This window comes from Streptomyces sp. NBC_01190, assembly GCF_045039895.1.
Taxonomy (GTDB): Bacteria; Actinomycetota; Actinomycetes; order Streptomycetales; family Streptomycetaceae; genus Actinacidiphila.
Window position 1 is genome coordinate 3831548 of record NZ_CP108580.1, and the last position, 22985, is coordinate 3854532.

General features: G+C 72.7%; 29 protein-coding genes and 1 tRNA gene. 18 read left to right on the forward strand and 12 right to left on the reverse strand.

Going from position 1 to position 22985, the window contains the following annotated elements:
- Positions 1-8 precede the first annotated feature (8 nt).
- Together OG519_RS15835 and OG519_RS15840 are read left to right on the forward strand one after the other, a co-directional pair.
- Entirely contained in the window at positions 9-671 is a 663-nt protein-coding gene (locus tag OG519_RS15835) for a lipopolysaccharide biosynthesis protein (protein WP_405583744.1), read from the forward strand.
- Positions 672-745: 74 nt separating this feature from the next.
- Positions 746-1906 (forward strand): GNAT family N-acetyltransferase, encoded by a 1161-nt coding sequence (locus tag OG519_RS15840; RefSeq protein WP_405592753.1) that lies wholly within the window; start codon positions 746-748, stop codon positions 1904-1906.
- A gap of 178 nt (positions 1907-2084) precedes the next feature.
- Here OG519_RS15840 and OG519_RS15845 read toward each other — a convergent pair whose 3' ends face one another.
- Positions 2085-3512, reverse strand: coding sequence for a glycoside hydrolase family 26 protein (locus OG519_RS15845; protein ID WP_405583746.1), 1428 nt, complete (start codon positions 3510-3512; stop codon positions 2085-2087).
- A 402-nt stretch (positions 3513-3914) separates the two neighbouring features.
- Between OG519_RS15845 and OG519_RS15850 the strand changes: the two genes are divergently transcribed.
- Positions 3915-4358: a tyrosinase family oxidase copper chaperone gene (locus OG519_RS15850; protein ID WP_405583748.1), complete on the forward strand. Its 444-nt coding sequence runs from the start codon at positions 3915-3917 to the stop codon at positions 4356-4358.
- A gap of 42 nt (positions 4359-4400) precedes the next feature.
- A complete protein-coding gene (locus OG519_RS15855; RefSeq protein ID WP_405583750.1) occupies positions 4401-5258 on the forward strand; it encodes a tyrosinase family protein in 858 nt (285 codons plus the stop codon).
- 53 nt (positions 5259-5311) lie between these two features.
- Here OG519_RS15855 and OG519_RS15860 read toward each other — a convergent pair whose 3' ends face one another.
- Positions 5312-5581 (reverse strand): chaplin, encoded by a 270-nt coding sequence (locus OG519_RS15860; protein WP_405583752.1) that lies wholly within the window; start codon positions 5579-5581, stop codon positions 5312-5314.
- Positions 5582-5733: 152 nt separating this feature from the next.
- Here OG519_RS15860 and OG519_RS15865 point away from each other — a divergent pair, with 152 nt between their 5' ends.
- Both OG519_RS15865 and OG519_RS15870 read left to right on the forward strand, forming a co-directional pair.
- Positions 5734-6336 (forward strand): dihydrofolate reductase family protein, encoded by a 603-nt coding sequence (locus OG519_RS15865; RefSeq protein WP_405583754.1) that lies wholly within the window; start codon positions 5734-5736, stop codon positions 6334-6336.
- A gap of 187 nt (positions 6337-6523) precedes the next feature.
- Positions 6524-7042: a DUF5949 family protein gene (locus OG519_RS15870; protein WP_405583756.1), complete on the forward strand. Its 519-nt coding sequence runs from the start codon at positions 6524-6526 to the stop codon at positions 7040-7042.
- A 66-nt stretch (positions 7043-7108) separates the two neighbouring features.
- On the opposite strand, the gene OG519_RS15875 is transcribed toward OG519_RS15870, so the two are convergent.
- The gene (locus tag OG519_RS15875) at positions 7109-8011 is read right to left on the reverse strand and encodes an alpha/beta hydrolase (RefSeq protein ID WP_405583758.1); all 903 of its coding nucleotides are present in this window, start codon (positions 8009-8011) and stop codon (positions 7109-7111) included.
- Positions 8012-8470: 459 nt separating this feature from the next.
- On the opposite strand from OG519_RS15875, the gene OG519_RS15880 reads away from it, so the two are divergent.
- On the forward strand, positions 8471-9643 hold the full coding sequence (locus OG519_RS15880) for a hypothetical protein (RefSeq protein ID WP_405583760.1): 1173 nt from the start codon (positions 8471-8473) through the stop codon (positions 9641-9643).
- Between the two features lie 10 nt (positions 9644-9653).
- Here OG519_RS15880 and OG519_RS15885 read toward each other — a convergent pair whose 3' ends face one another.
- The 7 genes from OG519_RS15885 to OG519_RS15915 form a co-directional block, all read right to left on the reverse strand.
- Positions 9654-10208, reverse strand: coding sequence for a hypothetical protein (locus OG519_RS15885; RefSeq protein WP_405583762.1), 555 nt, complete (start codon positions 10206-10208; stop codon positions 9654-9656).
- Positions 10209-10218: 10 nt separating this feature from the next.
- Complete coding sequence (locus OG519_RS15890) at positions 10219-10683, reverse strand: DUF1992 domain-containing protein (protein ID WP_405583764.1); 465 nt, start codon at positions 10681-10683, stop codon at positions 10219-10221.
- Between the two features lie 131 nt (positions 10684-10814).
- Positions 10815-12524: a SpoIIE family protein phosphatase gene (locus OG519_RS15895; RefSeq protein WP_405583766.1), complete on the reverse strand. Its 1710-nt coding sequence runs from the start codon at positions 12522-12524 to the stop codon at positions 10815-10817.
- 332 nt (positions 12525-12856) lie between these two features.
- Positions 12857-13300: a DUF5994 family protein gene (locus tag OG519_RS15900; RefSeq protein ID WP_405583768.1), complete on the reverse strand. Its 444-nt coding sequence runs from the start codon at positions 13298-13300 to the stop codon at positions 12857-12859.
- The gene (locus tag OG519_RS15905) at positions 13297-13752 is read right to left on the reverse strand and encodes a hypothetical protein (protein WP_405583769.1); all 456 of its coding nucleotides are present in this window, start codon (positions 13750-13752) and stop codon (positions 13297-13299) included. The genes OG519_RS15900 and OG519_RS15905 overlap by 4 nt, the downstream gene beginning before the upstream one ends.
- Positions 13749-13991, reverse strand: a complete 243-nt coding sequence (locus OG519_RS15910; RefSeq protein WP_405583770.1) for a hypothetical protein — start codon at positions 13989-13991, stop codon at positions 13749-13751. The genes OG519_RS15905 and OG519_RS15910 overlap by 4 nt, the downstream gene beginning before the upstream one ends.
- A 164-nt stretch (positions 13992-14155) precedes the next feature.
- Complete coding sequence (locus OG519_RS15915) at positions 14156-14716, reverse strand: DUF5994 family protein (protein WP_405583772.1); 561 nt, start codon at positions 14714-14716, stop codon at positions 14156-14158.
- Positions 14717-15060: 344 nt separating this feature from the next.
- On the opposite strand from OG519_RS15915, the gene OG519_RS15920 reads away from it, so the two are divergent.
- The 3 genes from OG519_RS15920 to OG519_RS15930 all read left to right on the forward strand — a co-directional run bounded on the left by OG519_RS15920 (position 15061) and on the right by OG519_RS15930 (position 17063).
- Positions 15061-15609, forward strand: a complete 549-nt coding sequence (locus tag OG519_RS15920; RefSeq protein WP_405583774.1) for a GNAT family N-acetyltransferase — start codon at positions 15061-15063, stop codon at positions 15607-15609.
- Positions 15610-16019: 410 nt separating this feature from the next.
- On the forward strand, positions 16020-16316 hold the full coding sequence (locus OG519_RS15925) for a type II toxin-antitoxin system VapB family antitoxin (protein ID WP_093712089.1): 297 nt from the start codon (positions 16020-16022) through the stop codon (positions 16314-16316).
- 21 nt (positions 16317-16337) lie between these two features.
- Positions 16338-17063 carry a LytR C-terminal domain-containing protein gene (locus OG519_RS15930; RefSeq protein ID WP_405583777.1) on the forward strand — a complete coding sequence of 242 codons (726 nt, stop codon included), beginning with the start codon at positions 16338-16340 and terminating at the stop codon, positions 17061-17063.
- A 220-nt stretch (positions 17064-17283) separates the two neighbouring features.
- On the opposite strand, the gene upp is transcribed toward OG519_RS15930, so the two are convergent.
- A complete protein-coding gene (gene upp, locus OG519_RS15935; RefSeq protein WP_405583779.1) occupies positions 17284-17919 on the reverse strand; it encodes a uracil phosphoribosyltransferase in 636 nt (211 codons plus the stop codon).
- A 247-nt stretch (positions 17920-18166) separates the two neighbouring features.
- Here upp and OG519_RS15940 point away from each other — a divergent pair, with 247 nt between their 5' ends.
- From OG519_RS15940 to OG519_RS15975, 8 genes are all read left to right on the forward strand, one after another.
- On the forward strand, positions 18167-18421 hold the full coding sequence (locus tag OG519_RS15940; protein WP_405583781.1) for a hypothetical protein: 255 nt from the start codon (positions 18167-18169) through the stop codon (positions 18419-18421).
- A 212-nt stretch (positions 18422-18633) separates the two neighbouring features.
- Positions 18634-19194 (forward strand): hypothetical protein, encoded by a 561-nt coding sequence (locus OG519_RS15945; RefSeq protein WP_405583783.1) that lies wholly within the window; start codon positions 18634-18636, stop codon positions 19192-19194.
- A gap of 47 nt (positions 19195-19241) precedes the next feature.
- Positions 19242-19694, forward strand: coding sequence for a nucleoside deaminase (locus OG519_RS15950; RefSeq protein WP_405592755.1), 453 nt, complete (start codon positions 19242-19244; stop codon positions 19692-19694).
- Positions 19695-19779: 85 nt separating this feature from the next.
- Positions 19780-19866: transfer RNA gene (locus OG519_RS15955), tRNA-Ser, on the forward strand.
- Between the two features lie 251 nt (positions 19867-20117).
- Positions 20118-20282, forward strand: a complete 165-nt coding sequence (locus OG519_RS15960) for a hypothetical protein (RefSeq protein WP_405583785.1) — start codon at positions 20118-20120, stop codon at positions 20280-20282.
- Between the two features lie 24 nt (positions 20283-20306).
- Positions 20307-20600, forward strand: a complete 294-nt coding sequence (locus OG519_RS15965) for a Dabb family protein (RefSeq protein ID WP_405583786.1) — start codon at positions 20307-20309, stop codon at positions 20598-20600.
- Positions 20601-20893: 293 nt separating this feature from the next.
- Entirely contained in the window at positions 20894-21721 is an 828-nt protein-coding gene (locus tag OG519_RS15970; protein ID WP_405583788.1) for an RNA polymerase sigma factor SigF, read from the forward strand.
- Between the two features lie 167 nt (positions 21722-21888).
- A complete protein-coding gene (locus OG519_RS15975) occupies positions 21889-22728 on the forward strand; it encodes an RNA polymerase sigma factor SigF (RefSeq protein WP_405583790.1) in 840 nt (279 codons plus the stop codon).
- A gap of 46 nt (positions 22729-22774) precedes the next feature.
- Here the strand turns inward: OG519_RS15975 and OG519_RS15980 are convergent, their stop codons facing one another.
- Positions 22775-22972, reverse strand: coding sequence for a hypothetical protein (locus OG519_RS15980; RefSeq protein ID WP_405583792.1), 198 nt, complete (start codon positions 22970-22972; stop codon positions 22775-22777).
- Positions 22973-22985 lie beyond the last annotated feature (13 nt).

The following is a 22985-nucleotide window of genomic DNA, read 5'->3' on the forward strand; positions in this document are numbered from 1 at the left end:
GGGACCCGATGGACACCCTGGACGCCGTCAAGAAGCGCCGCGCACAGCAGCGCGGCGGCTGGTGGCGGGGCCTGCCGCGCTGGCTGCCGCTGCCGTTGGGCCTGTGGATCGGGCTGCTCGGCGGCCTCGGCTACGGACTGCTGGCGACCCCGCAGTACTCCGCGACCAGCTATGTGATGGTCGTACCGCAGCACTCCGGTGATCCCTCGGTGACGCTCGGGTTCGCGCAGGCGTACGGCCGGATCGTCACCGGGTCCGCGGTGCTGGCCGGCGCGCAGGCCACCGCGCGGACCGCCGCGGACGACCTCAAGGACCGGGTACGGGCGGCCACTTCGCCCGACGCGCCGATGATCTCGATCACCGGCACCGCCGACCACGGCAAGGCCGCCGCGATCATCGCCAACGCGGTCGCCGCCTCGCTCGCCGCGACCGGCAACCGCGACGCGACCGCCACCGGCGTCCGCCTGCTGGTCTTCGCCCCCGCGGTCGCCCCCGCCTCGCCCAGCTCCCCTTCCGTCCCGCTCTGCGCGGCGCTCGGCGTCAGCCTGGGCGGGCTGCTCGGCGCGCTCGTCCTGCTGGTCCGTCCCCGTGCGACCCCCCGTGTCCCGCCGGCCGCCCCCGTACCCACGCCGTCGGCCGCCCCGCACGAGCCCGCCAGGAGCTCGGTGTGACCGGCGCCGTGTCCGCGCCGCCGCTGCCCCAGCCGGGGCCGCCGGCCGAAACCGGCACCCCGTCGACCGGTCCCGTGGCGACCGGCCCGGGTCCCGCCGGCGGCGCGACCGACCTCCGGGTGAGCGTCTGCCGCGACCCGCGGGCCTTCGCCGCCCTCGCCCCCGACTGGACCCGGCTGCACCGCGCGTGCGGCCCGGCGACTCCCTTCCAGTCGCACGCCTGGCTGCACTCCTGGTGGCTGTCCTACGGCGTCCCCCGCCGGCTCCGGCTCGCCCTGGTCTGGCGCGGTCCCGAACTGGTCGCCGCCGCACCGCTGATGCGGGTCCTTCGGCCGTACCCGGTGCTCGTACCGATCGGCGGCGCGATCACCGACTACGCGGACGTCCTGATCGACGGCCGCGCCGACACCGGGGGCGAAGTGACCGCCGCGCTCGCCCGCGCGGTGCGGCGGGCGGCGCGCGGCGCGGTGGTCGACCTGCGCGAGGTACGGGCGGGGGCGGCGGCCGAGCGGCTCTACGCGGTGTGGCGCGGGCCGAAGCGGCGGCTGGCGGACTCCGTCTGCCTGGAGCTGCCCGGGCTGCCCATGGACGGGCTGATCGCCCGGGTGGGCAGCTCGCGCGGCCAGCGCATCCGGTCCACGCTGCGGAAGCTGGACGCGGCCGGGGTCACCGAGCGCGATGTGCCGGCCGCGGAGGTGGCTTCCGCCGTCGGGGAGATGCTGCGGCTGCATCTGCTGCAATGGCGGGGGCGCGGGGTGAACCCGGAGCACGCGCGGGCGAGGTTCGCCGAGCACCTGGGGCGCGCGGCGGCGCTGATGACGGCCGCGGGCGAGGCGGTGGTGACCGAGTTCCGCCGTGCGGGTGAGGTGGTGGCGGTGAATCTGACCGTGCTGTCGCCGGGGCTGGCCGGCGGCTATCTGTACGGGGCGGACCCGGATCTGCGGCGCGCCAAGGTGGATGTGAACACGCTGCTGATGCGGCACGGGGTACGGCAGGCGGCCGGTGGGGGGCGGGCGACGCTGAGCTTGTTGCGGGGCGCGGAACCGTACAAGTCGCATTGGCGGCCGAGTGCGGCCGCCAACCAGCGCTTTCTGCTCTCGGGCGGTCCCGCGGCCCCCCTGCTGCTGCTCCGCCACGCCGCGGCCCGCACCCGCGCGGCCGCGGCCGCCCACCCCCGCCTCCGCACCTTCCACGCCCACCTCACAGGCCGCCGGCCCCCGCGCCCCACCGGGTGAGCAGGCCCCGCGCCTACGGCGCACTGATGTTCCCACCCGCACCACCCGTGCGAATTCGTTGTCGACTGACCGTCTCCCCGTCGGGGTTCGCCGCCGTCGGCGACCGCGCGGGGCGGGGCGGGCCGAGCAGGCACTGGACCGGTTCAGCCGGGGCGGGGTCGGGGCGCTCGCAGGGCCGTTACTTCTTCTTTGGTGGGGTCGACGCGCTGGGGCGGAACTTCATGCAGACCTGGCCGGTGGTGTAGCTCTGGCCCATGATCTCGGGGAGCCGCATCGAGAGGCAGGTCTCGATGGGGGTGGCCGCCGAGGGGCGGGGTGGCTTGGCCGGGCGCGGGGTGGGTTTGACCGGGTGGGTGGGCACCGCGGTGGCGGCGGAGCCGCCGGTCGGCGCCGGGGTCGGCGAAGGCGGCGCGGGCGGCGCCGAGGGTGCGGCGGGCGCCGGGGGCGTGGCCGCCGGCGGCAGCGCCGCCCCCGACACCTTCCGCCCGAAGAGCAGCGTCTTGTAGACGCTGGACGCCTTCGGATTGTCCCCGCACTCCCACACCCCGTGCGGGCAGTAGTCGGTGATCGTCTGGTACACCGGCTTGTGCGAGGTCACCCACCCCAGCATCAGGCTCATGTAGTCCGGGTTGTCGCCGCCCCGGTAGAGCCCCCACTCCGGGTACGAGATCGGCTTGCCGTGCTCCGCCGCGAAGTCCACCTGCGCCTGGAGGCCGAACGGCTCGGTCACCTCGTCGTAGAAGGACTCGCCGGCCGGCTGGTCGTAGGAGTCCATCCCGATGATGTCGACCGTCTTGTCACCGGGGTAGCACGCGGTCCAGCCGATGTCGTCCTGCCCGCGGTTGGGCGCGAAGTCGAACCGGAAGTGCTGGCCGGGGACCGCCCGCATGGCGGTGACGATCCGGTCCCAGTAGGACTTCCAGCCCTCCGGGTCGGGCCCGCAACGGTGGCTGTACGTGGTCCCGTTCATCTCCCAGCCCAGCACGATCACGGTGTCCGGCACGCCGAGCTGGACCAGCCGCTCGGCGAGCCGGGTGAAGTGGACGTCGTTGGCGCCGCTCGCCCCGGCCTGGATCAGCCGGCGGACCCGCGGGTCGGACAGGTGCCCTTCGTTGTCCTGCTGCATGGGGACGTTGAGCACGAACATCCGGTCCGCCACGGCCCGTTTCCAGTCCGCCCACGGCTGGAGCAGCCCGCCGCCGCCCTCGATGGAGTCCCACCGGTCGCCGGACAAGTAGGTGTGGCCGACGCGCAGTTGGGTGCCGCCCAGCCAGTTCTCCAGCTTGCCGATGCTGCTGATGCCGTCGGGCCCCGAGTCGGTGAAGACACCCATCGGGGGGAGTGCGGCCGGGAGGGTGCCGGCCTCGGCCGGTGCGATCGGGGCGGCGGCAGTGGCCGGGGCGGCCGGGGTCTGCCCCGCGCCCGCTGACGTGGCCGTGCCCGCCGTCGTGTCGCCGGGCCGCGCCGAGCCGGGGGCCGGGGACGGGGCTGCCGCCGACGGGGAGGTCTCATCGCCGTTCGCGCTCGTGGTGAGGCCGGAGAGCAGCAGCGCGACGGCTACCGCACCGACGCCTGTCCTCGTCAACCATTGGCGTGGGTCCGCCACGGTCACTCCTTACTCATCAGCGGTGGCGCGCTATCACGCCTCCTGATGCCCAGTCATAACGTATGCAAATTGCTGCGCCCGCTGATTGGGCCGTCGGTGGCGTGCCCCATCCGTAGGCCGTCAGCGGCAATGCGTCAGCTCCCATTTGCCGCCTCCTTCTTGCCGACTTCCTGCCGACCCGTCAACAGCGCGGCCAAGTAACGGGCGATCTCACTCCGGCGGGTGAATTTTCCGCTACCGCCGACAGACCATTCGCCGTCACTGACCCCCGCGACGGCATGATGTGCGGCGGCACACGGTAAACCGATAAGGCGAACAGTCAAGGGCGAACAGCGAAAAGTGAACCCGACCCCCGCAAGGCTGGGCGCCTGCTGAACACGAGAGAGTGAAAGGAGCCTGGCCATGGTGACGCGCAGAAGAGTGCTGGCGACCGGCCTGACCACCGTTGCCGCTGCCGCCGGCACCACCGCGGCACTACGGCCGATGCTGACGGCGACCAGCGGCAGCGCCGCCGTGATCGCCGACGACAAAGCCGCGGCGGTGGGTCGGCCGGATCAGGAAGGCCGGCCGCACCAGCACGGCGTCGGTGCGGAGGGCGCCACCCCGCCGCTCTTCGACGAGGTGTACCGCGACCGCCGTATCCAGGGCTTCCCCTCGGACACGGAGGAGGGCGTCGACCTCTACATCGACGGCCGGCCGCTGGAGCTGATGCGCCGGGTCGACGGGAGCTGGATCAGTGTGGCCAACCACTTCCAGCCCTATCTCACCCCGCTGGCCACCGCCCGGGGAGCCGTCGACGTCATCGGACGGGCCGACCTGTCCATGGACTCCGGCCACCACCACTGACGACTGCCGAGAGGGCCGGTACCCGTGTCCGAGTACATCCGTGTGAATCAGCGATACCTGACCAGCGAGCAGCGCACCCGGTTCGTCGAGGCGGTCCTCGAACTCAAGCGCCGGGGCGGCTACGACAAATACGTCACGCTGCACAGCAAGTACTTCGCGGCCGACGGGGAGAACGGCCTGCGGATGGCGCACATGGCGCCCACCTTCTTTCCCTGGCACCGGCAGTTCCTGCTCACCTTCGAGCGCGAACTGCGCACCATCGACGCCCGCGTCACCATTCCGTACTGGGACTGGACGGTCGACAACAGCGCGTCGTCCGCGCTGTGGGCCGACGACTTCATGGGCGGCAACGGGCGCGGCAGCGACGGCCAGGTGATGACCGGTCCGTTCGCGTACCGAAACGGCTACTGGCCGATCAGCTTCGGCGTCACCGAGGAGAAGTACCTCACCCGCAATATGGGCCGCCCGGACCGGCCGATCGGGCTGCCCTCCCAGGCGGAGCTGGACGACGCGCTGGCCATGCCGGTCTACGACACCTCGCCGTGGAACTCCGCGCCGTCGACCAAGGGTTTCCGCAACCGGATCGAGGGCTGGACGGTCAGCGAGTCCAAGGGCGGCTATCTGCACAACCGGGTCCACCAATGGGTGGGCGGGCACATGATCGGCGCCGCCTCGCCCAATGACCCGGTCTTCTGGCTGCACCACGCCTTCATCGACCTGATCTGGGTGCGCTGGCAGCGGATGCACCCGCGGTCGGCCTATCTGCCGGACCGCCCGCTGGCCACCCGGGACAAGGAGCACGGGCGGGTGGTGAGCAGTCAGGAGCCGATGCCCCCGTGGGGCGTGCGGCCTTCGGAGGTCATGGACCACCGGGCGTTCTATGTGTACGAGGTGAGCTGAAAGCCGGCCTCCCGCGCCCGCGAAGGGCGGGAGGCCGCTCACTGGGCCACTGGTTACCAGGCGGTGGCGCTGAGAGGGTGCGAAGAGACATTCGCACAGGTGTTCCCGAATGCCGGGTTCAGCATGCCGACGGCGTCAATCGTCTCCCCGCAGACGTTCGCCGGGATGTGGACCGGGGCCTGGAGCAGGTTGCCGGACAGCAGGCCCGGAGAACCCACCGTGCCACCCTGGGCACCGGCATCCGCCGAAGCCATACCGGCACCGACGGCAAGAACGGCACCCGCGGCGGCGGTGACAGCCGCAGCCTTCGCGATACGCGACATCAAAATCTCCCTGAGACGAAAACCAGCCGCGACTACCTGCGGCTTTTGACGCTCTGCGCAACGGGCCGAGATCACCAATAGTCACGCAAGTTGGGCTGAACCAGTGACGCTGAATCAGAATGAGCCGGCGGAACGACGGAAGGAGCGGGCCGATGACGGCTGCCCCAAAAACCCCAAGGACCCAGCAGACCCCGAAGACCCGGAAGCTCGTCCTCTTCATGTCGGTGTCACTGGACGGTTTCATCGAGGGTCCGGACGGCGATCTCGACTGGCACCAGGTGGACGCGGAGGTGCACGCCCACTTCAACGAGGTGCTCGCCGCGGCCGGCGGCTTCATCGACGGCCGGGTGACGCACGAGCTGATGGCGGCGTACTGGCCGACCGCCGACGCCGATCCGGCCGCCCCGCCGGAGGTACGGGAGTTCGCCCGGATCTGGCGGGAGAAGCCGAAGTTCGTCTACTCCCGGACCCTGGAGCGGGCCGACTGGAACACCACGGTCTTCCGGGAGGTGGACCCCGGGCAGGTCCGCGGGCTGCTGGCCGAGCCCGGCGGGGACCTGACGCTGGGCGGCGCCGGACTGGCCGCCGCGTTCATGCGGCTCGACCTCGTCGACGAGTACCGGATCTATGTCCATCCCGTGCTGGTCGGCGGCGGCAAGCGGCTCTTCCCGCCCGCCGCCGGCCTCCGCCCGCTGCGGCTGACCGAATCCCGTACCTTCGGCAACGGCGTGGTGCTGCTGCGCTACGAGCGCTGACCGGGCCGCGCGCCGCCGGGCCGCCGAGTGCCCCCGAGTGCCGCCGGGCCCCCAGTGCCGCCGGGCGCTGCCGGCGATGCGCGGGATCGGCGAAAATCCCACGTACGGGGGAATCCGGTCCGACACCGTCCGCCGCTGAGGTGATATCCGCCCATTTCCGGCCCGGTGGGCCGTTAGGGTCCGGCGCATGAGCCAGACCAATACCGCCGCCGCTGCCGCGTCGGCCAAGTCGTCGCTCCAGAGCCGCCTCGGCACCCTGATGGTGATCCCGTGGGCCGGTGAGTACAGCGAGGACGGCGCCGACATGCCGTTTCTGATGGCCTATTCGCTCGGCGACGGCGTGGCGGGGCCGGACGCGGGCGAGAGCGCGGTGCTGGCCATGGCCGAGGAGATCGGGCTGCCGGTGGGCGGCACGATCCTCGATGTCGCGCACGCGCCGAAGGTCGCCGTGACGATGCTGGTGGAGGCGGGCAAGGCGGTGCTCACCATGCGCTATCTGCACGCGGCCTGCCCGGTGCCCGACCAGTGGACCGCCGCGGCCCGCTCCCGCGGCGCGGTGTACGTGATCCTGGCCAGCCGTCCGTGGCCGGAGGCGGCACCCGGCTCGGTGGTCGACGAGGAGACGCTGCGGGCCTTCGCCGGCCACCCGGAGGTGCTCGGCACCGCCGCTCACCTGCTGGTGCCGTTGAGTTCGCTCCGCGGCTGACACCCCACCGGACCGGCGAGGGGGCGCTCCCGGCCCAGGAGCGCCCCCTCGCCGCTCGACCGCCGGTCAGCCACCGGACCCGTCGGCGCGGTCCGCCGTGTCCGTCGTGGCCGCCGCGTCCGTCGCGTCCGCCGTTTTCGGGGGTCGGGGCGCCGGGGCCGGCACCTGGTGTTCCATCGCCCAGGACAGCGCGTGGTCGGCGACTTCCTCCCAGCCCTGGTGGAAGACCGTTCCGTGGTCCCGGTACGGATAGGTCCGGTACGCCGTGACCGCCGTCGACCCGCCGAAGCGGGTGAAGTTCTCCCGCACCACCTCAGCCGGCACGACATGGTCCGCGCCGCCGGAGACCAGCAGCAGCGGCACCCGGTCACGGTTGGCGAAGTCGACCACGGTGGCGGCGCGGCGCCCGCGCGTGAGGTTGGCCAGCGCCACCTGGAACACCGGCCGCCCGGGGCCGGGCACCGCGAGCCGGGCCCGCTCCTCGGCGGCCTGCGCGGCGGGGACCGCGTTGGCGAAGGCGTAACGGAACTGGTCCTCGTCCAGGGTGACGGCCCGGCGGAGGTTCGCCGGGTTGCCCAGCACCGGGAAGGCCGACCGCAGGGCGGCGACCGGCCGCCGCCGTACCCCGCGCGGCGGCGCCGGGTGCAGGGCGACCGCGGCGCGGCCCAGGCCCCGGTCGAGCAGCATCTCGGTGACCAGACCGCCGAAGGAGTGACCGACGATGATGGGCTGCCGCCCCAGGCCCTGGATGCAGGCGTGGTAGTGGTCGACGAGTTCGGTGACGCCGATGTCGGCCGGGGCCCGGTCGTGGTGGAGTTCCTGGTCGAGTTCGCTGACGCCGGGCCAGGCCGGGGCGTGTACGACGTGCCCGGCCGCGGTGAAGCGGTCGATCCACGGCCGCCAGCTGTGCGGGGACATCCACAGCCCGTGGATCAGCATGATCGGCGGCGCCGCCGAGGGCTCTGACATCACGTGCGCTCCCTTTGACGACCGCCGGCTCTCTCGTGGCTCCGCCGACCCGCTCGGCCCCTTCGGCGTTCCGCCCGCGCTCCCGGACGGCGGACCGCTGTGCCGCGTCCGGGTCGCGAACGGGGCGACCGGCGTCGGCCGAAGCCCGCCACCAGCAAAACCGTAGGCCGCCGGCCGGCCGGCGGCCACCGGAGCACCGGCGTCCCCTTCGGGGCACAGCGCCTCCCGCGGGCACAAGGGCGGCAACCACTGGGGGCGCGAGGAACTGCGCGAGCAGCCACCGGTCGGTGGACCGGAAACGACGGCAACAGCCCCCTCGGGACGGTGGAAGGACCCGCGCTCTGTTGCCGGGCCGTGACAGCCGTCGGACCGGCCGCGGACCTCGGCTTGGCACGCTGGAGGTGAACTGTCGGGCACCTGGGTCCGCGCGACAGCCGTCACATCCATGGGGGAACCGCTATGTCCGTTCGAAGCCGCCGCTCCCGGCGCCGGGGCACCGCCACCGCGATCGCGCTGACCGCGAGTCTCACCGCGGGCGCCGCCCTGCTGCTCTGCGCCTGCGGCCCGGACGACCCGGCGGCCGACAGCGCGGCCGGCGCGGCGAAAGCCGGCGCCACCACGGCCGCCCGCGGCAACGGACCGGCCCCGGCCGGCTCCGCGACCTCCGCCGCCTCGGCTTCCGGCGGCCCGGGCACCGGCAAGGGCATCAGCGGGAGCAAGGGCAGCGCCAGTGCCAGGCCGCTCACCGCCACGGCCGCACCGCGCAACGGCACCGCCCACACCGGCCTGACGATCAGTGACGGCAGCCGCTACGTCGTCATGAACGGGACCCGCGTCGACTTCGGCACCGCCGTCCGCGACCTGGCCTGGTCCCCCGACGGGAAGAAAGCCGCGTTCATCGACGGCGACGGCGACCTCGTGGTGACCCGGCCCGACGGCGGCGGCCGGGTGGTGGTCGCCGAGAACCCCGGCGGCCAGAACTGGTCGCATCCCACCTGGCAGGTGCGGCCGAGCGACTCCCAATACGAGATGCGGGCGCTCAGCAACCTGCTCTTCGCCGTCCGCACCACCGCGGGCGTCAGCAGGCTCTACACCGTCCCCTCGACCTCCGCGCACGGCACACCGAAGGTGCTCGGCCTGGGCAAGGAGCCGGGCGAGGACGTGCCCGCGCTGCCGCAGACCGGCAATGTCTGGCCCAACGCGGCGGACGGGCACGGCGACGCGGTCTATGCCAACACCGACGACGGCCGGGTCTACATCCGCGACGACTATCTGCGGCAGCAGGGCAGCGCCCTCACCAAGGGCTCGCAGCCCGCGGTCAACCCGGCGGCGGGCAACGAGGGCAACGGCGGTGACAGCGGCAACGGCGGTGCCGGCGACATCGTGTTCGTCCGTTCGGTCGGCGGCCACGACCACCTCTTCGTGGAGACCTCCACCGACCACGGCCCCGTCTACCAGGACCTGACGCCGAAGGCCACCACCGACTACACCGAGCCCGCCTGGTCCCCGGACGGCTCGGTGATCGCCGCCCGTACGCCGGACGGCATCGTCACCGTGCCGGTGGCCGACTCCCGGCACACGCCGGTGAAGGTCTCCGACTACCTGGGCCTGCCCGCCTACCGCGCCTCCTGAGCGGCGCGGCTCAGCGGGCCAACTCCGCCCGCAGCGCGTCCAGATGGGCGTCGCCCGTGTCGTGCGGCAGGAACTCCACCACGTCGAGGAACCGGAACAGCACCTGCGTCGCGGTGACCGCGAACTCGTAGTCCGCGTACCCCACCACCGCGCCCATCGCCCCGCGCGCCGCGCCCCGGACGACATGAGCGGTCATGTCGTCCGGAACCGCCGCCGCCAGGCCGCGCCGCGCGTTGGGCCGGGCCAGGTACGGGCAGACCATCGAGGCGTAGAGCATGCACGCCCGGTGACCCGGGCCCTCAAGGGTCGGCGCCATGTTGCGGTACGGCTTCCCCGCCGCCCGCGCCGCGCCGATCGCCGCGCTCTCCGCGGCGCCGACCACCCGCCACACCGGGCCGCGCGGCATCAGCACCGCGCACACCGAACACAGCCGCTCCCGCGCGCAGTCGGCGCTGCGGTCGTAGTCGGTGAGGGCGAACTGCGGCTGTTCGCCGTGCCACGGGGTGATGGCGGGCACCGGGTAGCCGCGCACGTCCCTCGGCCGCGCCGCCACGGCGGACGGCATCGGTATCTCGTCAAACCGCACGGTTGTCCCGGCGCCGGTCCGGCGGCGGATCGTCCTCGGTGTCGCGGTCGGCACTCGCGTTCCGCTCGTCCCGCCAGCGCGCGACGGTCTCCTCGACGTCGAACGGCGCCAGATTCAGCGGCGGGCCCTGCGGCGGACGCCGGATCGCGGCCTCGATCTTCTTGTTGACGTCGGCGACGATCCGCCGGACCCGCTGCTCGGACCGGGCCTCGGCGATCGCCGCCACCGCGTCCTCGGCCTCCTTGCGCAGCACCAGCGTCGGCGGCAGCACCGAAAGGCCCTCGCGCCGCATCTTCCCCCTGATCCACCACAACTCGTCGTAGGGGGCGTCGAGCGACGGCAGCGGCTTGCCCACGCCGGGCAGTTCGGCGAAGGCCCCGCGCTCCTCCGCCTCGCGGATCTGCTTGTCCACCCAGGTCTCGAAGGGGATACCGGGCGGCTTGCGTTCGGTCATCGCTCACTCCTCGGCTCGGGGACCGGCGCGCGCACTTCCGAGGCTACAAGGAGCGCGGCCCGACCGGACCCGGAGCGCCGCCCGGACCGTACGCCCCGGGCGATACGCCGGACGTCCGGGTGCCGTTTTCGTTAGGGAAGCGCCCGGGCGGCCAGGGCGGCCACGTCGTCCTCCGCCGCGCCCGGGGCCAGCCGTTGGACGAGGCCGGCCAGCAGGGCGTCGAGCGGCCCGGTGGCGTGCGGCAGGACCAGCCCGGCCAGCCGGGCGAGCGAGGTGTCGATGTCCTCGCTGCGCCGCTCGACCAGGCCGTCGGTGTAGAGCAGCAGCGTGTGCTCCCGCTCCCAGGGCACGTACACCGTCTCGTACTCGCCCCGCAGATCGGCCCCCAGCGGCGGTCCGGGCGGTACGTCGAGCAGGGTGACGGTGCCGGTCGGCGCGACCACGGCCGGTGGCAGGTGGCCCGCGCTGGCGAACCAGGCGCCGCCCCGGATCGGGTCGGCCAGCCCGAGCAGGCACGTGGCGGGGCGCTCCGCGCCGGCCGCCGACAGCACCCGGTCCATCCGGCGCAGCACCCGCCCCGGCAGATCGCCGTCGCCCGCCACCACTCGCAGCATCGAGCGGTAGTGGCTCATCTCGACCGCCGCCCCCACGCCGTGCCCCATCACGTCGCCCATGGCCAGCAGCGTCAGCCCGCCGGGCAGCGGCAGGGTGTCGAACCAGTCGCCGCCCACCAGGTCGGTCGCCCCGGCGGGCAGATAGCGGGTGGCCACGTCGATCCGGGGGTGCGGGGCGCCCGGCGCGGCCAGCAGCGCGCGCTGCAACTCGACGGCGATGCCGTGCTCGCGGCTGTAGCGGCGGGCGTTGTCGAGACTGATCGCCGCCCGGTCGGCGAGGACGCCGGCCACCGCCACGTCCTCGTCGTCGAAGGCCGCCGAGGCGCCCGCCCTGACCAGCGTGACCGTGCCGACCGCCTCGCCCCGGGCGGACAGCGGCACGATCAGCCCGGAGTGGATGTCGGCGGCGCGGTAGGCCTCGACCCGCTCGGCGTTGGGCACGGCCCGGCTGATCTCCTCGTCCGGCACGAAGTTCAGCACCACCGGCAGTCCGGTCTCCAGGCAGCGCGGCACCGAGGTGCCGGCCTCGTAGTCGATGAAGTCGCCCGGCTTCCCGAACGCGCCCGCGTGGGCCCAGAGTTCAGGGCGCCCGGCGAGCGCGGCCCGGCGCAGCCGCAGGGTGCCGGGCGGTGGCGCCCCCGGGCCCTCGCCCCGGCCCGAGGCCAGCACGTCCACGCCGGCCGCGTCCGCCAGCACCTCGACCAGCAGATCGGCCAGCTCCTGGCAGGTACGTTCCATCTCCAGCGTCGAGCCGATCCGGACCGCGGCGGCGTCCAGCAGCAGCAACCGCTCCCTGGCCCGCTCCAGCTCGCGCTGGATCTCCCGGTCCGCGCTGACCTCGAGCACCACCGCGCCGATGCCCACCACCTGGCCGTCCGGGTCGGTCAGCCGGTGGTAGCTGCCCTGCCAGTAGCGCCGCGAGTGCGGTGAGTCGGCGCGGGTCTGCCCGCTGGAGATGATCTCCCGCGGCACGCCGTCGGCCAGCACCGCGAGCAGCATCTCCTCGCTGAGCTCCATCCGGGGGAGGACCTCGGCCAGGGTCCGGCCGGTGTGCTCCTCGCCGGGGAGGCCGTGCATCTGGGCCATGGCGGGATTGACGTAGCGGAAGCGCAGCTCGGTGTCGAGGATGGCGATCCCGGCCTGAGTGCCGCGCAGCAGCGACTTCCACAGCCAGTCGCCGAACGGCGGACCAGCGCCCGGGCCCTTCGGCGCGGGGTCCATGGGCATGCGGTGTCCTCCTCCTCCCGAGGCGCTGTCGGCTGTCCGGGTTCCCGTAGGTTCCACAGTGCGGGCAGCGCGGCCGATCGGCTATCCGGGGAGGGCGGGGGAGTGCCGCCGGGCTTCCTCGGTGGCGGCGGGCCTTCCCGGAGTACGGTTCCGCGCCGGTGTGCTGGGAGCCGCGGGCGGCGGGCCGGTGTCGGCCACCCCGTACGCGGGTGTCGCGAGCGCAACGCCCCGCCCCCTACGCAACGGTACCCCCGTCGCCCGCCGCACCCGCAATACCCGCAGGCAGGCAGGGGCGGGGACGCCGGCCGCCCACCGGCGGGGTCACGAGCGGCTCACCAGCGCAGCACCGCCGCGGCCAGGGTCCGGTCCGCCTGGACCCGCGCGGTCTCGGGCGGTACGACGATGAGGTCGCAGCGGCCGACGCCCCGGCACACCAGGCAGATCGCGTCCCGGTGAGCGGTGTTCGCGGACCGGTTGACCCGGATCGTATGACCACCGAGCACGATGGCCGGCGGGCCGTCGCTCCAGGCCGATCCGTCCACGGTTATATGGCTGATCCGCCCCCAGCGAACGCCCAGCGCGGCCAGCAGCGGCAGCAGCTCCCTGGTCAGGTCGTCCGTACGCGGCCACCAGGCCCCGTCGATCCGCACCGGGCCCCGGTCCGGGGGCACCAGGGAGAGCCTGACCGGCGGCCCTTCGAAGGCGGGCAGGCCGGAGGCGAGCATCGGTGCCGGCCGGTCGAGGTCGGCGGTGGTGCGGTAGTGCGAAGGCGTCATGGGGTGGGCCCGTCTCCGGACGGCTCGTCCGGGCTCGGTGTGGGGGTGGGCGGCCGCTTTCCGCGGCCCCGGGCGGTGGGACGCGCGGCGGCGGTCCTGGAGCGCTCGTCCCCGACCAGCCAGAGGTTTCTGGACCCTTCTGTCGGCGGCAGGTGAATCGTGTCGACGGTGAGCACCAGCCGCGTACCGCCGTTCTCGCCGCCCGCGGGGTAGCTCCGCTCCTCCGCGGCGGCGAACCGCAACCGCAGCGCCTCCGCGACCTTCCGGGCCACACCGGGCGACGCGGCCACGATCTCGACCTCGGCGTGTCCCGCCCGCGGCAACCGCCGCGCGGCTTCGCCCGTCGCCTGCGCGGTCGGCGGCGAGGTGCCCGGGTCGGGCGAGGCGCCCGGTTCTGGGGAGGCGCCCGGCGCGGCCGTGGAAGTCGGGTCCTGGGGGTCGGAGTGGGTCATGAGCGGTCCTCAGGGGTGGGACCACCGTCGTCGGGGGTGCTGGGCGGAGGTTCGCCGGGGGAGCGTTCGGCCGGGCGGCGGCCTCCCGTATTCCGTTCGGCGCTGTGGCGGGTCGGCGCTGACTGCTCGTAGTGGAACGACTCGACGCGATTGTCGCGGAGTCGGTCCAGTCGCCTGATCAGCACGGCCCCCGCGGCGATCAGCACGACGAATATCACGGCGATGATGAACTCCCACATGGCTCTCAATCCCTTCGGGCTCGGACCCGCGCTGACGATGGCGGCCGAGCCCCTCGCGGCGCCGGATGGGCGCCCCGGTACCGGCTCTGCGTCCCGGCCCCGGTTCGGCTCGGTTCGGATCGGATCGGATTGGCTCAGATCGGATCGGACGGTCCGGATCCGGGTCAGGCGGCCAGTTCCGCGCGCCGCGTGTCCATCCGGGCGATCAACGCACCCGCCCTGAGGGTGTTCGCCGGATCGGACGCGGCGGCCATCAGCCGTACCGCCGTCTCCTCGGGCGTCTGCGGCGGGATGACCAGCAGGTCCCAGCGGCCCACCCGGGAGCCGAGCAGCAGCAGTTGGTTCGGGTCCTGCTCGGGTCCGAACCAGCCGACGTGCAGCAGACCGCCGGGCACCGGCACCTTCTTGGGGACGACCGGCCAGTAGGTGGGGTTGACCGCGACCCGGGTGACCCGCGGCCAGCGCGACTCCAACGCCATGATCAGCGGCGGGAGTTCACGGAAGAGATCGCGTGAGCGCGGCCACCACGCGCCGTCCAGCGGCGCGTGTCCCGGCATCGGCGCGCCGGGACCGGTACTCGCCGCCGTGAGGGACAGCCGAGCCGTCAGGCCGTCGTCCCCGGACGGGCCGGCCTCGGCGCCGGGCGCCCGCCGGACCGGCGCCGCGGCAGCCGACGTCACGACCGTGGTGGGGCCATGGGGCGTGGGAAGAGTGGAGGGTGACATGTCCGCGACCTGTCTCCGAACCCGCGGGCCCGGCGATGCCGTTCGCCGCGAACGACACCGGCATGAATGCCGGCATGCGATATGCCCTCGGTGCTCCCAACACTACACCTGGCCCGTTCACGACATATACCGCAAATACGGCGGATAACCGTCGGTCGACGCCGGCTCGACGATCGGTCACCGCGGCCCGCGGTACCCGATCCGGCCCCCAGGCGGTGTATCCGGGGACCGCGTCCGCCTGCGACGATGGAGCCGGGGTCCGGCAGGCGCCACGCGCGTCGCCGGACGCGGGCACCAGGAGCACGAGGGCGCGCGGGCACGAGGCGCCCATTGGGGAGGAACACGTGGCCGAGGTCTTCACCCGCCGCTTGTCCAGGTGGCAGGCGGAACAGCAGCGGGACGACGTCGCCGACGTGTACATCGAGGCGTACCACGGCCCCATCGGCCAGGAGTTCCACCTCCGGCAGGCGTTCCTCGACCGCTTCGACCGCGACAGCCGCCGTACCGGCTTCGACATGGTGGCGGCGAGCGACCGCGCCACGGTCGCCGCGGCGTACGGATTCCAACTGGACCGCTCCGACAACTGGTGGCGGAGCTTCACCGGCAACGCGCCGCCCCGGCTGGAGGAACTCACCGCCTCGGGACAGGTCTTCGCCGTCGCCGAGCTGATGGTGCTGCCCGCCTACCGCCGGCAGGGTGTCGCGGGCAAGCTGCTCGACCAGCTCCTCCTCCGCAGCGAGGCCACACTGGCCACCGCGCTGGTCGATCCGCACAGCGCCGCCGCGGGGGCCGCCCTGCGGGCGCTCGGCTGGACCTACATCGGCGACGTCCGGCCGGGCCCGGCCGGCTCCCCCGCCCGCCAGGCCTGGACCCACCCGCGCGAGCCCCACTGATCCTGCCGGCCCCGCTGGCCCCACCGACCTGCCGGTCCCAATGACCGTGCTGGTCGCACGGACCCCGCCGATCCCGCGCCCGGCACCGCGCTCCAGGCCGGGCGCCCGGCTCCGCGCCGAGCCCGTGCGAGCCCGTACGAACCTGCCCCGGCCGGCCCCCGGGCCCGCTCCCGGAACCGGAACCGGACCCGGACCCGGACCCGGGAAGGACCCGGAAAACCGGCTCCGGCGTCCCGGAACCGCACCGTCGCCACAACCGTCACGGTCCACCCGATCCACGGAATCACCGCTGAATCGACCAAGCAGGACCGTTTCTCCACCCGCTGTCGGCTGAAAAGCGTGGCTTTTGCCCGCATTGCCGCACAGCGCCACTGCTGCGCCCGGCCGAGCCGGGCCGGTAGGCTTTCCGTGTGATCTTCAAGCGCATCGGAAACGGGCGGCCGTACCCGGACCACGGCCGGGTCAGCACGCGCGAGTGGGCGGACGTCGCCCCACGTCCCGTGCGACTCGACCAGTTGGTGACCACGAAGGGGCAGCTCGACCTTGAGACGCTGCTGGCCGAGGACTCCACCTTCTACGGCGATCTCTTCGCCCACGTCGTCAAATGGCAGGGCGACCTCTATCTGGAGGACGGCCTGCACCGGGCCGTGCGCGCCGCGCTCCAGCAGCGGCAGGTGCTCCATGCCCGGGTCCTGGAGATGGACTGACAATCCGCTTACGCTGCGCTCATGAGCATGCTGACCCCCTCCGGGATGGGTGGGAAGTACCGGGTCACTGGGAACGCGTATCCGAGGATGCGCCGGCCCAGACGCCGCGGCCGTATCGTGGCGGTCCTGATCGCCGCGGTCGTCGTTCTCGGCCTGTTCGGCTGGGGGGCGTTGCAGCTCTTCCATGTCTTCCGCGGTGACGGCACCAGCACCGCGGCCAACGCCGGCCCGCAGAACCAGCCGAGTTGCAAGCCCGCCCCCACTCCCTCGCGCCCCGTCAAACTCGCCCCCATGCCGCAGCCGCCCGGGGTCACCCTGAACGTCCTCAACGCCACCTCGCGCGGCGGCCTCGCCAAGACGACCGCCGACCAGTTGGCGAGCCGCGGCTTCAAGGTCGCCAAGTTCGGCAACGCGACCGCGCCCTACGACCAGAAGGTCACCCAGTCCGCGCTGCTGGTCGCGGGCCCGGCGGGCGAGGCGGCGGCCCGCGAGGCCGGTACGCAGGTGGCGGGCTCGACGGTGAAGATCGACCCGGCCCGCAAGGACAAGGCGGTCGACCTCTTCATCGGTGACGGGTTCGCGGCGCTGGCGTCACCCGCCGACGCGGCCAAAGCGCGGGTCGTGGCGGCCAATCCGCCGCCGCCGAAGCCGGTGTGCGTACCGGTCACGGCCGCGGGCGGCGACCAGGGCAAGAACGGCAAGGGCGGCACGGCGGGCGGCAGCGGCAAGGCGGCCACCAAGCACTGACGGCCGCCGCTGAATCGTTCCCGCGCGGCACGGTCGTACGTGGCATGTCGTGCGTGGTACGTCGCACGTGGGGGGTCGGGCTCAGCGGCCCAGGACTTCGGAGAGACGAACGGCGGCCCGGGCGTCACATCGCTCGGGCCGCCGTTCGTGCGACCGGGCCACCTGGCCGGTCGGCAGGGTCCGCCAGGTCCGCCGGTCAGGTAATCAGCCGGTCAGCCGGTCAGCTCACCGTCCCGTACAACCGGTCACCCGCGTCCCCGAGGCCCGGGACGATGAAGCCGCGCTCGTTGAGCCGCTCGTCCAGTGCCGCGGTGACCACGGTGACCGGCTTGCCCGCCAGCTCCCGCTCCATCACCTTGACGCCCTCGGGCGCGGCGAGCAGGCACAGGGCGGTGACATCGTCGGCGCCGCGCTCGATCAGCAGCCGGATCGCCGCCACCAGCGTGCCGCCGGTCGCCAGCATCGGATCGACCACGTACACCTGCCGCCCGGAGAGGTCCTCCGGCATGCGGGTGGCGTACGTCTTCGCCTCCAGTGTCTCCTCGTCCCTCACCATGCCCAGGAAGCCGACCTCGGCGGTCGGCAGCAGCCGCACCATGCCGTCGAGCATGCCGAGCCCGGCCCGCAGGATCGGCACCACCAGCGGGCGCGGGTGCGAGAGCCGTACGCCCGTGGTCGGCGCGACGGGGGTACGGATGTCGAACGGCTCGGTCCTGACATCGCGGGTCGCCTCATAGGCGAGCAGGGTGACCAGCTCGTCGGCGAGCCGCCGGAAGGTGGGCGAGTCGGTGCGCTCGTCGCGCAGGGCGGTCAGCTTGTGCGCGACCAGCGGGTGGTCGACAACGTGGAGACGCATGGGCATGACTGTATCCGCCGCCCGCCCCCGTCCGCCCGGGGCCTGTGGCCTCCCGCGACCGCGCGCCCTTCTGCGCCCGACCCGGGATAAACCGCCCGTCGGAGGGAAAGTTCTCCCCCGTGCCCGGCGCCGCCTTCCGGGTGAGCGGCCCCGAGCGACGAAACGACCCCAGAGCGAGCCAACCCGCGCGGTTCCGAGTGACCCGAGTGACCCGAACGACCCCGAGCAGCGAGGACGGTGACGGCGTATGCCGGACGACGTGCCCGAGCGTGAGACGGAGATTTCCCTGGGCGCCGCAGCCGGCGCCGGTCGCCCGAGCGACCCGAACAACCCCGCTGACCTGAGCCAACCCGACGACGGCGGCCCCGAGCGGCGCCGCAAACGCGCCGCCTTCCTCCGCGAACTCAACGAGGCCAAGGAGCTGCGCGACCGGGTCCAGCCGCGCCGCGCCCGGGCCGCGCGGATGCGCCGGCAGATGCGGATGCGGACGTTCCGCTGGTGACGACGGAGGCTTCCCGGGCGCCGGAACGGCCGGTCAAGGGCGCGGATTTACCTGGATCTGACGAAGACCTGGCACGTCGCGGTGGAGAAGACTCCCCGCGGCGCCCCGGTATCTGCCACGATGCCGAGTGGGTGGGACCATCATGAGGCCATCATGAACCGGCCGATGGGCCTACCCGGTCCGGACGGCCTGAGACCTGTGGGAGAGTCACGGTGTACTTCGCCGCACTGCTCGCGCGCACCGAGGACGGTTGGCAAGCGAGCGAACCCGATCTCGACGATGTGGAAACCCTCGCCGATCTGAGCGATCTGGCCCGCGCGGCCGGCGACGAGGAGGAGACGGTTCTGGTCTTCATCGAGCAGGAGGACGCCTGGTTCGGCGTCATCCGGGTCGACGGTGAAGAGGACCCCAGAATCTATGTGTCCGACGCGGCGGCGGCTGCCCGCAGCTCGTACGGGGAGATTCTGCTCACCGACGAGGTGCTCGGCCGCGACCCGGCGGACCTCGACGATCTCGTCGACCTCGACGAGATCGACCAATTCGTCGATCTCGACGGTACCGAGGACGGCGACGATGACGACGCCGCCGAGGCCGGCCCCGCCGGGGATCATGTGCCGACCGGCCCGGTCGGGGACAGCGATCTGCTGGCCGACCTGGGCATGAACGGCAAGGAGCTGCTGGCGCTCAGCGGCGACGGCGCGCTCACCGGCGAGGCTCTCGGTGAGGTCGCGGACGCGCTGGGCTGCGGTGACGTGCTGGAGGCGGTCCGCTGACCCCAGCCGATACCCCCGACCCCGTGCGTGACCGCTGGGCGCCCGCCATGCGGCTGGCCCTCGCGGAGGCCGAGCACGCCCCGCTCACCGGCGATGTCCCGGTGGGCGCGGTCGTGCTGGGCCCGGAGGGTCCGGGCGGCGTGCCCGGTCCGGTGATCGCGCGGGCCCGCAACGAGCGCGAGGCCACCGGCGACCCCACCGCGCACGCGGAGGTCCTCGCCATCCGCCGCGCCGCCGCCCACCTCGGGCAGTGGCGGCTGACCGGCTGCACCCTCGTGGTCACCCTCGAACCCTGCACGATGTGCGCGGGCGCCATCGTGCTGGCCCGCCTCGACCGCGTCGTCTACGCCGCCCCCGATCCCAAGGCCGGCGCCGCCGGCTCCCTCTGGGACCTCGTCCGGGACCGCCGCCTCAACCACCGCCCCGAGGTCATCCCGACCGTCCTCCCGGCCCCGGCCGCCGCCCTTCTCACCCGCTTCTTCCGCCCGCCGACCGCCTGACACCGCGCGGCGGCCGACCGGCCCCACCCCTGCCGACGGAACAAGTCTGTCGGACCACACCTCCGAGTGGGCTAGGATTCTTCTCGGTAGCGTGTCCGAGCGGCCTAAGGAGCACGCCTCGAAAGCGTGTGAGGGGGCAACTCCTCCGTGGGTTCAAATCCCACCGCTACCGCTCTGTGCGTCACTGAAGGGCCCGACCGGATGCCGGTCGGGCCCTTCGGCATGTCCGAGCCCTGCGGCGCGCCCGGGCCCGGCGCGGCTCCGGACCCTTCGGGCAGGTACGGACCCTGGAGGGATATCAACCGCTCATCGTTTGAACGATGATGGGAGCGGTGCCCGTCTGCGTACGCCGTTCGGTGGATACACTCCACGGATTGCACGCTTGTGACCGGTGCGGGGCTGCGGCTGGGGAGGGCAAGGAGCATGGCGCAGGCGAGAAAGATCACCATGTACGTACTGGTGATCTTCGTGCTCTACACGATCATCGACCAGCCGGCCCGAGCCGCCGATCTTGTACAGGTAGGGTTCGAGGGGATATCGAACGCCGCCAAGAGCGTCGGGAAGTTCATGCACGACCTGGCCAACTAGCGGCCCCGGACGGCGAGGGGTTTCATGATCCGGCATCTGGTGCTGTTCAAGCTGAACGACGGCGTGCGGCGCGAGGAGCCGCGGGTGGTCGCGGGGGCGGCGGGCTTCGCCGAACTCGGCTCCGTGGTCCCGGAGGTGGTCTCCTGGGAGTGCGGCTGGAACCTCAGCGACCGCCCGATCGCCTACGACTTCGCCATCAACTCCTCGGTCGCCGACACCGACGCGCTGCGCCGCTATCTGGAGCACCCGGCGCACCAGGCCGCGGTCGCGCCGTGGACCGACTTCGCCACCTGGGTGATCGCCGACTACGAGATCTGACGCCCGAACGGATTTCCGGGTCCCGCCCGACCCCGCGGCCTCCCCGGGCCGCCGCCCTCCGCACCCCTTGCGGAGGGCTTTTTCCGTGCCGCCCGCCTCTCGCCCCCTGCCTCCCGGCCCTCCGTCAGCACGCCTCGCGGCCCCTTTCCCACCCCCGGGTCCTACAACACGGCAATATGCGGTGCTTGCACAAAGCGCACATGAATTGTGATGCTATGACCGCTTTTGCTAGTGGTTTCGCTCGTGGTGCCGCTGGTGGTTTCGCCGAAGTGTGGACCGATAAGGGGTGTGGAGTGCCGGTGCCGGCCCGTACGGCGTCAACAACGTATCCCCGCGGCAGGACGCGAGCGCCGAGCACCAACGCGGCGGACGCCCGCGCGCTCACCCAGGTGTTGTTCGAGCAGTTCAGCAAGCTGGAGGCCGGCACCCCCGAACACACCCGGGTACGGGCCGCCCTGATCGAGGTCAACCTGCCGCTGGTGCGGTACGCCGCCGCCCGCTTCCGCAGCCGCAACGAGCCCATGGAGGACGTGGTCCAGGTCGGCACCATCGGGCTGATCAACGCCATCGACCGGTTCGACCCGGACCGCGGGGTCCAGTTCCCCACCTTCGCGATGCCGACCGTGGTCGGCGAGATCAAGCGCTACTTCCGGGACAACGTGCGGACCGTGCACGTACCCCGCCGGCTGCACGAGCTGTGGGTCCAGGTGAGCGGCGCCATCGAGGATCTGACCGTGCTGCACGGGCGCTCCCCCACCACCGCCGAGATCGCCGAGCGGCTGAAGCTCTCCGAGGAGGAGGTGCTGGCCTGCCTGGAGGCGGGCCGGGCCTACCACGCGACCTCCCTGGAAGCCGCCCAGGAGGGCGACGGCGCCCCCGGGCTGCTCGACCGGCTCGGCTACGAGGATCCGGCGCTCAGCGGGGTCGAACACCGCGACCTCGTACGGCATTTGCTCGTCCAACTGCCTGAGCGGGAACGGCGGATTCTGCTGCTTCGCTATTTCGGCAACCTGACCCAGTCCCAGATCAGCGCTGAGCTGGGCGTTTCCCAGATGCACGTGTCCCGGCTGCTGTCGCGCAGCTTCGCCCGGCTGCGGTCCGCGAACCAGCTCGAAACGTAACCGAACGGGATGAAGCCACCCGGTCAATAATGTCGACTTGGCGCTACAGCGCGTTGCCGACATGTGACATTCTGCGGATACCGCGTTTGTCGCGAGCGAGCCTCCGGTATTCCAGAGGAGGAACAACCGTCGCTCGCGGCACCCGTCCGCGACCTCAAGGGGGTGGCATGTCCGTACAGGTGGGCAGTCCCAAGGTGCTCCGTCCCGTCACTGACGCACCGCACGAGTCTCTTCACACCGAGGCCATCGACACCCGTACGCTGTCTCGTTCGCTGTTCCTGCGTCTGGCGGAACTGCCGGTGGACAGCCCGGAACGCATCTACGTGCGTGACACGCTCATCGAGCTGAACCTGCCATTGGTGCGCTATGCGGCGGCCCGCTTCCGCAGCCGCAACGAACCGATGGAGGACATCGTCCAGGTCGGCACCATCGGCCTGATCAAGGCCATCGACCGGTTCGACTGCGAGCGGGGCGTGGAGTTCCCGACCTTCGCCATGCCGACCATCGTCGGCGAGGTGAAGCGGTTCTTCCGCGACACCTCCTGGTCGGTGCGGGTCCCCCGCCGGCTCCAGGAGCTGCGGCTGGCGCTGACGAAGGCGAGCGACGAGCTGTCGCAGCGGCTCGACCGCTCCCCGACCGTGGCGGAGCTCGCCACCTGCCTCGGCGTCTCCGAGGAGGACGTGGTCGACGGCCTCGCCGTCGGCAACGCCTACACCGCGAGCTCGCTCGACTCCCCGCCGCCCGAGGACGACGGCAGCGAGGGCACCCTCGCCGACCGCCTCGGCTACGAGGACACCGCACTCGAAGGCGTCGAGTACCGCGAGTCGCTGAAGCCGCTGCTGGCCCAACTGCCGCCGCGTGAGCGGCAGATCATCATGCTGCGCTTCTTCGCGAACATGACGCAGTCGCAGATCGGCGAGGAGGTCGGCATCTCGCAGATGCACGTCTCCCGGCTGCTGACCCGCACCCTGGCCCAGCTTCGGGACGGGCTCACCTCGGAGGCATGAGGACATGAGGGGAGTGGTCGCCTGACGGGCGGCCGACCCGCCCGCGTCACTTCATCGCGAGCGCGACCACTCCGACAACCACCACCAGGGCGACGATGACGCCGATGATGAGTCCGGCCCGGCTACGGGTCTCGGCCCGCTGCACCTGGGCGGGCGGCGGCTGCTCATCGACGAAGGCGCGGAACATCTGCGTGTTGCCCGCCGGGTCGTAGTTGTTGTCCGGCTGCGGCGTGGGGTTCGACATGGGGCCTGACCCT

Excerpts from the sequence above, each read along its gene's own strand:
- OG519_RS15835 (WP_405583744.1), top strand. The coding sequence starts at position 9 with ATGGACACCCTGGACGCCGTCAAGAAGCGCCGCGCACAGCAGCGCGGC.
- OG519_RS15850 (WP_405583748.1), top strand. The coding sequence starts at position 3,915 with ATGGTGACGCGCAGAAGAGTGCTGGCGACCGGCCTGACCACCGTTGCC.
- OG519_RS15860 (WP_405583752.1), bottom strand. The coding sequence starts at position 5,581 with ATGTCGCGTATCGCGAAGGCTGCGGCTGTCACCGCCGCCGCGGGTGCC.
- OG519_RS15865 (WP_405583754.1), top strand. The coding sequence starts at position 5,734 with ATGACGGCTGCCCCAAAAACCCCAAGGACCCAGCAGACCCCGAAGACC.
- OG519_RS15870 (WP_405583756.1), top strand. The coding sequence starts at position 6,524 with ATGAGCCAGACCAATACCGCCGCCGCTGCCGCGTCGGCCAAGTCGTCG.
- OG519_RS15875 (WP_405583758.1), bottom strand. The coding sequence starts at position 8,011 with ATGTCAGAGCCCTCGGCGGCGCCGCCGATCATGCTGATCCACGGGCTG.
- OG519_RS15880 (WP_405583760.1), top strand. The coding sequence starts at position 8,471 with ATGTCCGTTCGAAGCCGCCGCTCCCGGCGCCGGGGCACCGCCACCGCG.
- OG519_RS15885 (WP_405583762.1), bottom strand. The coding sequence starts at position 10,208 with ATGCCGTCCGCCGTGGCGGCGCGGCCGAGGGACGTGCGCGGCTACCCG.
- OG519_RS15890 (WP_405583764.1), bottom strand. The coding sequence starts at position 10,683 with ATGACCGAACGCAAGCCGCCCGGTATCCCCTTCGAGACCTGGGTGGAC.
- OG519_RS15895 (WP_405583766.1), bottom strand. The coding sequence starts at position 12,524 with ATGCCCATGGACCCCGCGCCGAAGGGCCCGGGCGCTGGTCCGCCGTTC.
- OG519_RS15900 (WP_405583768.1), bottom strand. The coding sequence starts at position 13,300 with ATGACGCCTTCGCACTACCGCACCACCGCCGACCTCGACCGGCCGGCA.
- OG519_RS15905 (WP_405583769.1), bottom strand. The coding sequence starts at position 13,752 with ATGACCCACTCCGACCCCCAGGACCCGACTTCCACGGCCGCGCCGGGC.
- OG519_RS15910 (WP_405583770.1), bottom strand. The coding sequence starts at position 13,991 with ATGTGGGAGTTCATCATCGCCGTGATATTCGTCGTGCTGATCGCCGCG.
- OG519_RS15915 (WP_405583772.1), bottom strand. The coding sequence starts at position 14,716 with ATGTCACCCTCCACTCTTCCCACGCCCCATGGCCCCACCACGGTCGTG.
- OG519_RS15930 (WP_405583777.1), top strand. The coding sequence starts at position 16,338 with ATGAGCATGCTGACCCCCTCCGGGATGGGTGGGAAGTACCGGGTCACT.
- upp (WP_405583779.1), bottom strand. The coding sequence starts at position 17,919 with ATGCGTCTCCACGTTGTCGACCACCCGCTGGTCGCGCACAAGCTGACC.
- OG519_RS15940 (WP_405583781.1), top strand. The coding sequence starts at position 18,167 with ATGCCGGACGACGTGCCCGAGCGTGAGACGGAGATTTCCCTGGGCGCC.
- OG519_RS15950 (WP_405592755.1), top strand. The coding sequence starts at position 19,242 with ATGCGGCTGGCCCTCGCGGAGGCCGAGCACGCCCCGCTCACCGGCGAT.
- OG519_RS15960 (WP_405583785.1), top strand. The coding sequence starts at position 20,118 with ATGGCGCAGGCGAGAAAGATCACCATGTACGTACTGGTGATCTTCGTG.
- OG519_RS15965 (WP_405583786.1), top strand. The coding sequence starts at position 20,307 with ATGATCCGGCATCTGGTGCTGTTCAAGCTGAACGACGGCGTGCGGCGC.
- OG519_RS15975 (WP_405583790.1), top strand. The coding sequence starts at position 21,889 with ATGTCCGTACAGGTGGGCAGTCCCAAGGTGCTCCGTCCCGTCACTGAC.
- OG519_RS15980 (WP_405583792.1), bottom strand. The coding sequence starts at position 22,972 with ATGTCGAACCCCACGCCGCAGCCGGACAACAACTACGACCCGGCGGGC.